Annotated in this window: 10 protein-coding genes; 7 read left to right on the plus strand and 3 right to left on the minus strand. The window is 58.5% G+C overall.

Translation table 11 applies throughout. The features are described from left to right. Window positions 1-42 precede the first annotated feature (42 nt). The 3 genes from MTP37_RS02805 to MTP37_RS02815 all read right to left on the minus strand — a co-directional run bounded on the left by MTP37_RS02805 (window position 43) and on the right by MTP37_RS02815 (window position 2569). Window positions 43-891, minus strand: coding sequence for a transporter substrate-binding domain-containing protein (locus MTP37_RS02805; protein WP_249238113.1), 849 nt, complete (start codon window positions 889-891; stop codon window positions 43-45). Window positions 892-1054: 163 nt separating this feature from the next. After that, the gene (locus tag MTP37_RS02810) at window positions 1055-1867 is read right to left on the minus strand and encodes an amino acid ABC transporter ATP-binding protein (protein WP_249238114.1); all 813 of its coding nucleotides are present in this window, start codon (window positions 1865-1867) and stop codon (window positions 1055-1057) included. Window positions 1868-1885: 18 nt separating this feature from the next. Continuing rightward, complete coding sequence (locus MTP37_RS02815; protein WP_005944676.1) at window positions 1886-2569, minus strand: amino acid ABC transporter permease; 684 nt, start codon at window positions 2567-2569, stop codon at window positions 1886-1888. Window positions 2570-2925: 356 nt separating this feature from the next. On the opposite strand from MTP37_RS02815, the gene MTP37_RS02820 reads away from it, so the two are divergent. From MTP37_RS02820 to MTP37_RS02850, 7 genes are all read left to right on the plus strand, one after another. Then, on the plus strand, window positions 2926-3963 hold the full coding sequence (locus MTP37_RS02820) for an NAD(P)H-dependent glycerol-3-phosphate dehydrogenase (protein ID WP_396344644.1): 1038 nt from the start codon (window positions 2926-2928) through the stop codon (window positions 3961-3963). A 224-nt stretch (window positions 3964-4187) separates the two neighbouring features. Next, window positions 4188-4985 carry a zinc dependent phospholipase C family protein gene (locus MTP37_RS02825; RefSeq protein WP_249238115.1) on the plus strand — a complete coding sequence of 266 codons (798 nt, stop codon included), beginning with the start codon at window positions 4188-4190 and terminating at the stop codon, window positions 4983-4985. Window positions 4986-5194: 209 nt separating this feature from the next. Beyond that, window positions 5195-6451: an MFS transporter gene (locus MTP37_RS02830; RefSeq protein ID WP_249238116.1), complete on the plus strand. Its 1257-nt coding sequence runs from the start codon at window positions 5195-5197 to the stop codon at window positions 6449-6451. 232 nt (window positions 6452-6683) lie between these two features. After that, on the plus strand, window positions 6684-9437 hold the full coding sequence (locus MTP37_RS02835; protein ID WP_249238117.1) for an insulinase family protein: 2754 nt from the start codon (window positions 6684-6686) through the stop codon (window positions 9435-9437). Between the two features lie 619 nt (window positions 9438-10056). Further along, window positions 10057-11418: a magnesium transporter gene (mgtE, locus tag MTP37_RS02840; protein ID WP_249238118.1), complete on the plus strand. Its 1362-nt coding sequence runs from the start codon at window positions 10057-10059 to the stop codon at window positions 11416-11418. Between the two features lie 60 nt (window positions 11419-11478). Further along, a complete protein-coding gene (locus tag MTP37_RS02845; RefSeq protein WP_249238119.1) occupies window positions 11479-11676 on the plus strand; it encodes a hypothetical protein in 198 nt (65 codons plus the stop codon). A gap of 237 nt (window positions 11677-11913) precedes the next feature. Continuing rightward, window positions 11914-12966: a substrate-binding domain-containing protein gene (locus MTP37_RS02850; RefSeq protein ID WP_249238120.1), complete on the plus strand. Its 1053-nt coding sequence runs from the start codon at window positions 11914-11916 to the stop codon at window positions 12964-12966. The last annotated feature ends 95 nt before the right edge of the window (window positions 12967-13061 follow it).

The following is a 13061-nucleotide window of genomic DNA, read 5'->3' on the forward strand; positions in this document are numbered from 1 at the left end:
CGCTGAAAATGCCCAGAGCAAAGCGGAGGGCATTCAAATGATTCAGTTCTCCGCAGAAATATCCTGACCGAAATACTTCTCGCTCAGCTCTTTCAGGGTGCCATCGGCACGCAGCTCCTCAATGGCGGTGTTGATGGCTTCCAGCAGGGTGGCGCTGGCATCACCCTTGCGCAGGGGGATGGCAACGTGAGAAGCGTCCTCGGTCTGGGCCACCAGCTTGAAATCTGCGTCCGGGTGGACGTTCAGGTAATCGTAGAAGGAAACATCGGCGTTCAGAGTGGCGTCGATGCGGCCAGCGGTGAGTAGCTGGATGGTCTCTTCCAGTGTGTCGATGCCCTGCACGGTGGCGCCATAGCTTTCGGCCAGCTCCATGTAGGTGGAAGCCAGACTGTTGGCGGTGGTCTTGCCCTTCAGGTCTTCAAAGCTGGTGATGTCCTCGTTGTCCTTGCGGACGGCAAGGGCGGTGTGGATGTAGCCGTAGGGCACAGTGAAATCATAGGTCTTGGCGCGCTCGTCGGTCACTTCCACGCCGTTGCACACGATGTCGTAGCGGCCTGCGTCCAGACCGGCAAACAGGCTGTCCCAGTCGCTTTCCACGTACTCCGGCTCCACACCCAGCTTTTCGGCAATGGCGCGGGACACCTCCACGTCGTAGCCCACAAGGGTGTCGCTCTCATCATGGAAGCTCCAGGGCTGCCATGCGCCTTCCAGGGCAACGATCAGTTTGCCGCTGGACTGGATGCTGGACAGCTGGTCGCTGGCAGCAGGAGCCACAGAGGCGGCCGTGCCGGAAGCAGCGGTGGAGCTGGAAGAATTGGAGCAGCCAGCCAGAGTCAGCACACCGGCAGCGGCCATGACGCTCATAAGAGAAATAAAGGTTCTGCGTTTCATAGTTGGATTCCCTTTCCTCTATAAAAATATTTGTGAAATAAACTCCTTCAGGCACAGCTGACGCTGCGCCAGCTCCCTCAAAGAGGGAGACTTTCTGGTTTTGCCAAAGGCCCCATCCCAGAGGGGGCTGTCTGCGAAGCAGACTGGGGGAGTTGGTTAAACCTCACTCGGTGTGAGCAATCTTGCGCAAAAATTCGCGGGTACGCTCCTCTTTCGGGTCTGCAAAGAACTGGCGGGAGGGAGCCTGCTCCACCACTACGCCGTTCTCCATGAAAACGGTCTTGGAGGAAACATTGCGGGCAAAGCCCATCTCGTGGGTGACCACCAGCATGGTCATGCCCTCTTCGGCCAGCTGCCGCATGACCGAGAGCACCTCACCGGTCAATTCCGGGTCCAGCGCGCTGGTGGGCTCGTCAAAATAGATGATCTCCGGGTCAGACGCCAGTGCCCGGGCAATGGCCACGCGCTGCTGCTGGCCGCCGGAAAGCTGACGAGGGTAGGAGTCTGCCCGGTCGGCAAGGCCCACTTTTGCCAGCATTTTCATACCCACGGCGTCCGCCTGCTCTCTGGGCATCCTGCGGGCCACGATCAGCCCCTCGGTCACGTTCTGCAGAGCGGTCTTGTTCCGGAAGAGGTTGTAGTTCTGGAACACAAAGGCCGTCTTTTTGCGCAGGCGGGCGATGTCGGCCCGGTTTGCATGGGCCAGATCAAAGCTCTCGCCGTCAAGGATCAGCTGGCCAGCGTCGGCAGTCTCAAGAAAGTTCAGACACCGCAGCAGGGTGGTCTTGCCGGAGCCGGAGGGGCCGAGAATGGCCACCACATCGCCCTTTTCAACGGTCAGGTCCACCCCGCGCAGCACCTGCAGCTCTTGGGCAGCCTTTCGCGCACCGGGACGGTGGAAGATGCCCGCATGCAGGCCGGGCTTTGCATCAGTGCGGAATGTTTTCTGCACATTGCGGATCTCTAACATTGCCATAAAACCCACACTCCTTTCTCACTGGAAGCCGTGGGCATTCAGCCGACGCTCCAGCAAAGCCTGCAGCTTGGTGATGACTGTACAGAACAGCAGGTACACCACAGCCACCTCGCAGTAGATGGGCAGGAAGATGTAGGTGCGGGCGGCTACCCGCTGTCCCGCCATGAACAGCTCGGCCACCGTGATATTGGACGCCAGCGAGGTGTCTTTGATCATGCCGATGAGCGAGTTGGAGAGGGCGGGCACTGCCGTGCGCAGGGCCTGCGGCAGCACGATGCGGCGCATGATCTGCCACCAGCTCATGCCCACGCAGTAACCGGCTTCCAGCTGGCCCTGTGGCACGCTTTCCAGCGCACCGCGCATGGTCTCGGCGCAGTAGGCACCCTCGTTGAAGGCAAAGGCGATGACCGCAGCCGGGAAAGCGTCCAGCATGATGCCCACGCTGGGCAGACCATAAAAGATGATGAATAGCTGCACCAGCAGCGGCGTGCCGCGGATGACCCAGATGTAGAACCGTGCGATCTGCCGCAGCACCGGCACATTGGCGTACTGCACCAGCGCGACGGCCACGGCAATAATCATGGCAAAAAAGAAGGAGACAAGGGTCAGCGGGATGGTCATGGTCAGGCCGGCTGTCAGGATACGCGGCAGGGCCTCCGCCAGCACGCTGACCGTGCGGTTGGAAAAAAATGCTTCAAACATGAAAAATGTTCCCTCAGAACGGTGTTCAGATACTCTCTGTGTTGTCCGGAATAAAGGTATTATAAACCTTGAAGTGCACTTGAAGTCAAGGCTTTTTGCCAAATTCCTACAAAACCTACCAGAATACTATAGCATGAATCCGGATGGAGTGCAAACGGTTTGTGCAAAACGCGTGATGTGTACAAAAACGGACGACCCATCTGGAAAACTTTGTGCAATGCGGCAAGCGGTTGACGGCGCACCTGCTTTCGTGTACAATGGACGTGACAACGCGCACCGGGCAGAGCACCGGCATGGGCGCAAATTTACCGCCGGGCACAGCTGCCCTGTGCGGTGCAGACACGGAGGACACGAACGTGACAAAGAAAAAAATCGGCGTTTTGGGCGCAGGCACCTGGGGTATGGCGCTGGCACGGATGCTGTGCGTCAGCGGCAATGAGGTGCAGGTGTGGTCGGCACTGCCGGCCGAGGTGGACAGCCTTTCTGCTGCCCGGGTGCACCCCAACCTGCCGGGCATGAAGATCCCGGCAGAGCTGCAGTTCACCAAGAGCATCGAGGAGGTGTGCACCGGCAAGGATGTGCTGCTGTTTGCAGTGCCGTCGGTGTTTGTGCGCTCCACCACCGCCAAGGCCCGGCCCTATATCCCGGACGGACAGATCCTTGTGGACGTTGCCAAGGGCATGGAGCCGGATACCTTATATACCATGACCGAGGTCATCGCCGACGAGCTGAACCGTGAGGGCGGCCCCAAAGGGGTAAAGCTGGTAGCGCTCTCCGGCCCCACCCACGCCGAAGAGGTGGCGCTGGACATGCCCACCACCATCGTTTCGGCCTGCCCGGATGAACGGGCTGCAGAATTTGTGCAGGACGTGTTCAGCAACACCTGTATGCGGGTGTACACCAACCCCGACATCAAAGGCGTGGAGCTGAGCGGCGCGCTGAAGAACGTGATCGCGCTGGGCGTGGGCATCTCTACCGGCCTTGGCTATGGTGACAACGCCCGCGCGGCCCTCATCACCCGCGGCATTGCCGAGATCGCCCGGCTGGGTGTGGCCATGGGCTGCAACATCCACACCTTTGCGGGTCTGGCCGGCATCGGCGACCTGATCGTGACGGCCACCAGTATGCACAGCCGCAACAACCGCGCCGGCATCCTGATCGGCAAGGGCGAAAGCCCGGAGCAGGCCGTCAAGGAAGTCGGCATGGTGGTGGAGGGCATCAATGCACTGCCTGCCGCTATGGAGCTGGCTGCAAAGTACAATGTGGAAATGCCCATTGTGCAGACGGTGAACGCCATCGTGAAGGAGGGCATGAGCGCCAGCGACGCTTTGCGCACCCTGATGGATCGTAACCGCAAGAACGAAATGCCGCAGGGATACGAAAATAACGGGTAAAAACCAGTGAAAAGGCAGCTGACCGCAGGGTCGGCTGCCTTTTGTCCTTTTACGGGCAGTCCGGCTGCCCCGCAGACACCGAAAACACAAAATAATTCAAATTTTTTACCAAAATCAGACGAAAAAGGGTGGAAGGTCGGGAAACTTTCTGCTATACTGAAACAGAACGCAAAAACCGGGGGACGTTTTGTGCACCCTGCCGGAGAGAAAGAGAGGAATCTGCCATGCCGTCAACCTATGCGCACCGCCGCTTTGGCGCCAATGTGCTGGAACATCTGCCGGATGAACTGCGTGCTCAGCTGGAACAGAACCGTGAGCTTTACGATATCGGCCTGCACGGGCCGGACCTGCTGTTTTATTATCATGCTGCCAAGTCCAACCCGGTGGGTGCACTGGGCAACGCCATGCACGAGGAGCCGGGGCGGGTCTTTTTTGACCGGGCGCGCAGGGTGGTGCACTGCGCGGCGGACCGGGATGCTGCGCTGGCCTATGCGCTGGGCTTTGTCTGCCACTTTGCGCTGGACAGCACCTGCCATCCCTATGTGGAGCAGTTCACCCGGGAAAGCGGTGTGACCCACTGCGAGATCGAGACCGAGTTCGACAACATGCTGCTGCGCCGGGACGGATACGACCCGCTGAAGTTTTTCACGGCCAGCCATATCCACCCGTCGGAGAAGAACGCGGGGATCATTGCGCCGTTCTACGAGGGCATCTCGGAGCAGACCGCGCTGGAAGCACTCAAGGGAATGATCTCGGTGCACAGACTCCTGCAGGCGTCCAACCCGGTCAAGCGCTGGGTGGTGCTGACCGGCATGAAGGTGGTGGGCAAATATGATATGCTGCACGGCCTTGTGGCAAATCCGCAGCCGAACCCGAAGTGCGTGAAAAGCGGCAAGCAGCTGGAAGCGCTGTACGCCAAGGCTCTGCCGCTGGCAGAAACGCTGATCCTGGAGTTTATGGCAAAGCTGGATACTGAGGAACCGCTGGATAAGGCCTACGACCATACCTTTGGGGAGTTCTGAGTAAGTCGATGCAGGCCAGCAGGGAAAGACGCTGTTTCCTGCTACGACCCTTTTGGTGAAAATGTGTTTGGAGCGCTCCGCAGAGCGCGACAAACACGAAAATAAAAATAAAATTTCCGCTGAATAGGGCCAGAGCGTGCGCAGCGGCCATTTTAAATGATGAAATCTAAAAAGAGGGGGCACCGCCCGGCGGTGCGAGAGGAAACAAGATGAAACATGAAAAATTCAAGGTGACACCGCTGGAACGCGCGTGGATCCTGTACGATGTGGGCAACTCGGCCTTTGTGCTGATGATCGCAACGCTGGTGCCCATCTTCTTCAACGCGCTGGCTGAGGCCGGCGGGCTGAGCTCGGTGAACTATCTGGCCTACTGGGGCTACGCAAGCTCGGTGGTCACGGTGATCACCGCCGTGCTGGGGCCCATTCTGGGCACGCTGGCCGACACCAGAGGCTTCAAGAAGCCCATCTTCATGCTCTGCCTGTTCGTGGGCGTGGCAGGCTGCTGTGCCATGGGCCTTGCCACGACATGGCTGCCGTTCCTGCTCATCTTCATCCTTGCAAAGATCGGCTTTTCGGGCAGTCTGGTGTTCTACGATTCCATGCTGGGCGATGTGACCACCCCGGAACGCATGGATGTTGTGTCCTCGCAGGGCTATGCATGGGGCTACATTGGCAGCTGCTTGCCCTTTGTGGTGTGCTTGGCGCTGGTGCTGGGCAGCGGAGCCATCGGCCTGAGCCAGATGACTGCCCTTTCCGTGGCACTGCTCATCACCGCCGTGTGGTGGCTGGGCACCACCTTGCCGTTGCTGCGGAAGTATAAGCAAATCAACTATGTGGAGGTGAAGCAGCACGCCATCCAGCAGAGCTTTGTGCGCATCGGCCACACCCTCAAGCACCTGCACGAGGATAAGCAGGTGTTCTGGTTCCTGCTGGCTTTCTTCTGCTACATCGACGGCGTGTATACCATCATCGATATGGCCACTGCCTACGGCACGGCACTGGGGCTGGAGACCACCGGCCTTTTGCTGGCCCTGCTGGTGACGCAGATCGTGGCCTTCCCGTCGGCGCTGATCTTTGGACGTCTGAGCGCAAAATATCCGTCCAGCCAGCTTATCCCGGTCTGCATCGCAGCCTACACCGGCATTGCGGTGTTCGCCTTCTTCCTGACCAGCCAGTGGCAGTTCTGGGTGCTGGCTGTGCTGGTGGGCATGTTCCAGGGCGGTGTGCAGGCGCTCAGCCGCAGCCACTTTGCCAAGATCATCCCGGTGGAGAAATCCGGCGAATACTTCGGCCTGTTCGATATCTGCGGCAAGGGCGCATCCTTCCTTGGCACCATGATCGTGAGCGTGGGCAGCCAGCTGACCGGCAGCGCCAATGTGGGCATCGGAATGCTGGCGGTGCTGTTTGCGGTGGGCTTTGTGCTGTTCCGGGTCTCCTGCGGGACCGAGGACGCAAAACAGGTGTAATAACACGATTTAAAATAGCCGACGCGGTCGCTTTGGCAATATCAGAGGAAAGATTGTTTTATAATTTTGCAAACAAGCCAGTCCTGCGGGGCTGGCTTATTTGCTTTTTCACGGGAAGCAAATCATCAAAAACCGTTCTGCTGGTTATAATTAACAAACCTGTAATTGTGTTTTTCGCCCTCGAATGATACAATAGAGGCAATGACTTCAAAACCGCAAAGGAGAAAACGAAATGGAACGATTTCCCGGTTATACCACCCTGCGCACCGAGCCTTGCCCGGAACAGCACGGGACCCTGACCGTGCTCACCCATGATGTGAGCGGTGCCACCGTGCTGCTGGTGGAAAATGAAGATATCAATAAGGCATTCGGCATCGGCTTCGGTACCTTCCCGTCCGATGATACCGGTGTGTTCCACATTCTGGAACACTCGGTGCTGGCGGGCAGCGAGAAGTACCCGGTCACTTCGCCGTTTCTGCAGCTGCTCAAAAGCAGCATGGCGTCCTTCCTCAATGCCATGACCTTCCCGGACAAGACCGTGTACCCTTTTGCTACCCCCAACGAGACCGACTTCAAGAACCTGATGGATGTCTACCTGAATGCGGTGTTCTGCCCGCTGGCTATGGTGGACAAGGCGGTGTTCGAGCAGGAGGGCTGGCACCGCAGTGCCGACGGTACCGTGAGCGGAGTGGTGTACAACGAGATGCAGGGTGCACTGGCCGCACCGGATGCACAGCTGGAAAATGCACTGGAACGGGCCATGTTCCCGGATACAGCCTACGGCTTTGTTTCCGGCGGTGACCCGGCCAGCATCCCGGCACTGACCTACGAAAAATATAAGCGGGTGTACCGCCGCCATTACAGTGCAGACAATTGCTGCATCACCCTTTACGGCAGGATGGATATGGCTGAAAAGCTGGAACTGCTGGACAGAGATTATCTCTCTAAAATGCCCAATGGCACCAGCCGTCCGCGGCTGACCGTGCAGGACGAGCAGGCCGGAGCCTGCGTGGAGCTGCCCTACTACACGGAAAACCCGGAGCCGGACGAGGTGCAGTGTGCACTGGCATGGTACACCGGTGCCTTTGCGGACCGGGAGCGTCAGCTGGGCGTGGAGGTTCTGCTGGACGCCTTGCTTGGCACCAACAACTCACCGCTGAAAGCCGCGCTGCTGGCCGAAAAGCTGGGTGCGGATATCGACATCGGCTTTGATGACAGCACCCTGCAGCCGGTGCTGGAGCTGGTGCTGCGCGGTGCTACCAAAGAGACTGCAGGCCGGTTTTCTGCCGCTGTGCGCAAGGCCGTGGACGGCATCCTGACCGAGGGCATCCCGCAGGAGCTGCTGCTGGCCTCGCTGAACGCGGCAGAGTTCGCGTCCCTTGAGCGCCCGGGCAGCCTGCCGGACGGCGTGCTGGATGCCATCAACGCTTCCACCGGCTGGCTGCACACCGGCGACCCGGCCCTGCTGCTGCACACGGACAGGCTGTTTGCTTCCCTGCGGGAAAAGATGGCCGACGGCTGGTTCGATGAGCTGCTGCGTGAGCTGTTTGCACCGGCCCCGGTGCAGGTGGTGCAGGTGCCCACCCTGCCCGGAAAGGACGAGGAGAACGCGCCTGTCCGCACCGACGGCAAGCTGGTGCTGGAACACCCGCTGACCGCCGCCGACCTTGGCGACGGCGCAAAGACTGCACCCGGAACGCGGGAACTGATGGCCGGGGCACAGCTGCTGCATCACCCCTCGGCGGGCAGCCTGTATCTGAATTTCTACTATGACCTTGGCAATGTGAAGCCCGAGGACATGCAGTATCTTGACCTGCTGACCGATGTGCTGGACGAACTGGACAGCAGCAAGCATACCGCCCGGCAGCTGAACACCCTGCGCAGCACATGGCTGGGCGACAGCCGCGTGCAGCTGGACATCTGGACCGGCCGTCAGGAGGGCGCACCCTGCCACGCAAAGCTGAGCCTGTGCCTGAGCCTTCTGGAACGCAGTCTGGATAAGGCAGTGGAGCTGGGCGGCGAGTGGCTGTATGACACCATCCTCACCGGTCCGGTGGCAGAAGCAGCCTTTGCCCGGGTGCTGAGCCAGCAGAAGCTGAACATGGAACAGCAGTTCATCCAGCAGGGCAACGTATACGCAGCCACCCGCGCCGGTGCCCACTACACGGTGGACGGTGCGGTGAGCGAACGCTGCAGCGGCGTGAGCTACTATAAGTTCCTGTGCGGCGTGCAGGAGCGGGGCAACTGGGCCGCTTTGGGCGAAAAGCTGGATGCTCTGCGCACCGAGGTGCTGCAGCACGCGCAGCTCACCGTCAGCCTGCACGGCAGCGAGGATGCCCTTGCCAGACTGCGCACCCTGCTGCCGGAAAGCCGCTTTGCCGCCGAGGGCCGTGCTGCGGCAAGACCCTACACCGAGCCGCTGACCCCGCCGGTGAATGAAGCCTTCGTGATCGATGGCGGCGTGAACTACGATGTGCTGGTGTGGCCCATGGAGCGCCGCAGCGACCGCAAGGTGCTGGCCCGCGTGATGAGCTACGAATACCTGTGGCACAGCATCCGCGAGGTGGGCGGCGCTTACGGCACCGGAATGCTCTCCTCGGACGGCGTGGAGTACCTGTACACCTACCGCGACCCCCATGTAAAGGAAAGCTACGACACCTTTGCAAAAGGCCCGGAAGAACTGGCAGCCCGGGAGTACACCGAAAAAGATCTGAACGATTTTATCGTGGGTGCCGCAGCCAAGCTGGACACTCCCCGCAAGCCCCGCGCCGAGGCCCGGGAGATCGACCGCCGGTATTTCTGCGGCATCACGGACGAGATGGTGTCGGCCGACCGCAGAGCCCTGTGCGCTGTGGATGCTGCCCTGCTGAAGGAGCAGGCCGCAGAGCTGGGTGCCGCCATGGCAAACGGTGTGCGGGTGGTGTTTGGCAGCAAGGATGCTGTGGAAGCCGCAAAAGACCTGTTTGATACGGTGGAAACGCTGTAAGGGATGAAGGGCCAGTGTGCCGGTAGCTTTCTCCTCGGACACGAGTACGGGTTGCGGCACCCAGCGGATGCTTCGTGCTTTGAGCAGCACTCGCATCCTGCTGGCCGCTGTCCCAACAGCAACTTCCTGTTTCCGCCACTGGCGGCGGTCGTTGCTGTTGCAGGCCATTCCATCGCCCGCCCTATTGCCTTCGGCAATAGGGTCCCACCCCAGCGGACGGTCCTCGGAGAAACTCCCGGCCCGCTGACCGGACGCATCTGCTGAACTGCCTACTGCAAAAGTATAAAAAGTGCCTGATGATACGAAAAATGTCATCGGGCACTTTTACTTTTTGTAAAGAAACGGAAAAATTTTAAAAGCAGGGTTGACGCGGCAAAAAAGCAGTGGTAAAGTAATGGGCGGAAAAGGCAAAAAGTGTCTTTTTACAACAGGAAAACGAGGTGGTTGTCATGGAACCTGCTGGCAGTAGCAGCAGTCTTTCTCCCCGATTACTTTATATGATGGCAGCCGCCGTTTCTGCTTTGCGCAGACCCTGCTGTGTGTGAATGCACACGGTGCGTGTTTGTGTTCCCTGAAAAGAAGAAACGAGAGCTGCCACTGAAAAGGAGGCAGCTTTTTTATGTCTGAAATTTCGATCGATACCCTCAAGACCATGCTGGCCAATCTGGACGATGCCAAAAAGTACCAGAGCCTGCGGGACGTGATGGAGACCCTGCCTGCACCCGATCTGGCTGCAGTGTTCGAGGATCTGCCTGCGGAAAAGCTCCCGGTGCTGTTCCGCCTGTGCCCCAAAGACCTTGCGGCAGATGTGTTCGCCGAGCTGACGCCCGCGACCCAGCAGCAGCTCATCGACGGCCTGACTGATACCGAGCTGAAGGCGGTGGTGGATGAACTGTTCATGGACGATGCCACCGACCTTGTGGAGGAGATGCCTGCGAATGTGGTCAAGCGCATTCTGGCTCAGGCAGATCCCGCTACCCGCCGCATGATCAACGAGCTGCTCAAGTATCCGGAGGACTCGGCCGGCGGCGTGATGACCACCGAGCTGATGGCGCTGCGGCCGGATATGACCGTGGCACAGGCCATGGACACGATCCGGGAAAATGGCTTTGATAAGGAGACCATCAACAACTGCTATGTGACCGACAGCAGCCGCAGACTGGTGGGTGTGGTCTCCCTGCGGGCGCTGGTGCTGGCAAAGAACACGGAGGAGCCTATCAAGGACCTGATGGATTCCAAGGTAGTCAGCGTGAGCACCACTACGGATCAGGAGGACGTCTCCAAGCTGTTCGAGAAATACGGCTTTCTGGCCATCCCGGTGGTGGACGCCGAGAACCGGCTGGTGGGCATCGTGACCATTGACGATGCCATCAGCATCCTGCAGGATGAGGCCAGCGAGGATATCGCAAAAATGAACGCCATCGGCCCCTCCGACAAGCCCTACTTCAAGCAGAGCATGTGGGACCTGTACAAGAGCCGTGCGCCGTGGCTGCTGTTCCTGATGATCAGCGCCACCTTCTCCAGTCTGGTCATTCGCGGCTACGAGGACGCACTGGCCGCTGTGACCGTGCTGACCGCATATATCCCCATGCTGACCGATGCGGGCGGCAACGCGGGCAGCCAGAGCACCTCCACCATCATCCGCGGCATGGCGGTGGGCGATATCCAGCCCCACGATCTGCCCCGCATCCTGTGGCGCGAGAGCCGCGTGGCCCTGCTGTGCGGCGGCACGCTGGCGGTGTGCAACTTTGCAAAGATGCTGCTGTTCGACCGCATTGCGGCTCCGGTGGCACTGGTGGTGTGTCTGACCCTGATCTGCACCATCCTGCTCTCGCAGATCATCGGCGGCATTCTGCCCGTGGCAGCAGAAAAGCTGCACGTAGACCCCGCTGTGATGGCTTCGCCCCTGATCACCACCATCGTGGATACCACCACGCTGCTGGTATACTTCAACATTGCAAAGGCACTGCTGCACCTGTAAGACCCAAAGAACCGCTGTCTGAGCTCCCGGAAAAGGCCGTATGACCTTCCGGGAGCTTTTTTGAGCCAAAATACGATGCGCGGCATTGCCGGGAACGGCAGACATTTGCAGAAATTTGCGGGAAAAATGATCAAAACCGCAAAAAATGACGGCAGAACTGTCCCTGAAAATATTTTTCAAGATATACAAGAAATACACGGCGTCCCCAAAAGAGGCCATGCAACATTTTGTAATCTTTTTGAGAGAAAAATGACATAATTTTTTTGCTTTTGTAGGAAGGTTGCAAATGTATGAAAAATTGTGATGTTTCGAGAAAAGAAATTGGCGAGCCCAAAAAGCATTTGTTGAAATGGCACAAAAGAACTCCTTCAATCTTGTGAACTTGTTCTCTTGCACAGGGGGCTCTGCAAGGGTATAATACGAACAGGAATTACAGGAACGTGCAAGAATGCTCCTGTGAAAATGCTGAGATACGAATTGAAGGAGAACACTATTATGAAAATGATTTCGCGTCGTGACTTCCTGAAGGCATCTGCTGTTGTTGGTGCAACTGCTGCTATGACCGCTTGCGGCGGCTCTTCCAGCACCTCTACTGCTGCATCTTCTGTTGCTGCATCTTCCGCTGCGGCTTCCAGCGCTGCTGCAACCAACGGTTCCGCAAACATCGGCGTGTGCATCTATCAGTTTGCTGATAACTTCATGACCCTGTACCGCTCCGATCTGGAAGAGTACCTGAAGGACATGGGCTACTCCGTCACCATCATGGACGGCAAGAACGACCAGAACACCCAGACCGAGCAGATCAACACCTTCCTGCAGCAGGGCGTGGACGTGCTGGTCATCAACCCCGTGCAGACCACTTCCGCACAGACCATCGTTGATACCGTCAAGCCCTCTGAGACTCCTATCGTCTTCATCAACCGTGAGCCCGACAAGAGCGTTCTGGACTCCTACGCAGACAAGTGCTGCTACGTTGGTGCTGACGCACGTCAGTCCGGTACTTATCAGGGCGAGCTGATCCTGGAGACCGAGACTCAGGGCGATATCAACGGCGACGGCAAGATCACCTACATTATGTGCAAGGGCGACCCCGAGAACATCGATGCTCAGTACCGCACCGAGTACTCCATCAAGGCCCTGACCGATGCAGGCAAGGAAGTTGAGTGCCTGTACGAGTACCTGGACAACTGGGATCAGACCACCGCTCAGCAGGACGTTGCAAACGCTCTGTCTCAGTACGGCGACAAGATCGAAGTTGTCTTCTGCAACAACGACGCAATGGCACTGGGCGCTCTGCAGTCCATCCAGCAGGCTAAACGCACCGTCGGCAAGGACATCTATCTGGTTGGTGTCGATGCACTGGCTGAGGCTGTTCAGGACGTTCTGGATGGCAACATGACCGGTACCGTGCTGAACGACGACGTGGGTCAGGCTACTGCAGCTGCTGAGGCTACCAAGCTGTACGTTGAAGGCTCCAAGGTCGAGCAGTACTACTGGGTCGACTATGTGAAGGTGACCAAGGACAACGCTTCCGAGTACGTGAAGTAAGACCAAAGTTTTCCTGAAACAATGCAAGGTGCGCAGTGGACCTTGACGGCTTGAACAAAGCTATAAAGCGCGTGCGTGCGAGAAATATTCTCCGC

Source organism: Faecalibacterium sp. HTF-F (assembly GCF_023347535.1).
GTDB lineage: Bacteria > Bacillota > Clostridia > Oscillospirales > Ruminococcaceae > Faecalibacterium > Faecalibacterium wellingii.

What these genes read in the sequence shown, in the direction of transcription:
- MTP37_RS02810 (WP_249238114.1), bottom strand. Translation starts at nt 1,867, where the DNA reads ATGGCAATGTTAGAGATCCGCAATGTGCAGAAAACATTCCGCACTGAT.
- MTP37_RS02815 (WP_005944676.1), bottom strand. Translation starts at nt 2,569, where the DNA reads ATGTTTGAAGCATTTTTTTCCAACCGCACGGTCAGCGTGCTGGCGGAG.
- MTP37_RS02825 (WP_249238115.1), top strand. Translation starts at nt 4,188, where the DNA reads ATGCCGTCAACCTATGCGCACCGCCGCTTTGGCGCCAATGTGCTGGAA.
- MTP37_RS02850 (WP_249238120.1), top strand. Translation starts at nt 11,914, where the DNA reads ATGAAAATGATTTCGCGTCGTGACTTCCTGAAGGCATCTGCTGTTGTT.
- mgtE (WP_249238118.1), top strand. Translation starts at nt 10,057, where the DNA reads ATGTCTGAAATTTCGATCGATACCCTCAAGACCATGCTGGCCAATCTG.
- MTP37_RS02830 (WP_249238116.1), top strand. Translation starts at nt 5,195, where the DNA reads ATGAAACATGAAAAATTCAAGGTGACACCGCTGGAACGCGCGTGGATC.
- MTP37_RS02835 (WP_249238117.1), top strand. Translation starts at nt 6,684, where the DNA reads ATGGAACGATTTCCCGGTTATACCACCCTGCGCACCGAGCCTTGCCCG.
- MTP37_RS02805 (WP_249238113.1), bottom strand. Translation starts at nt 891, where the DNA reads ATGAAACGCAGAACCTTTATTTCTCTTATGAGCGTCATGGCCGCTGCC.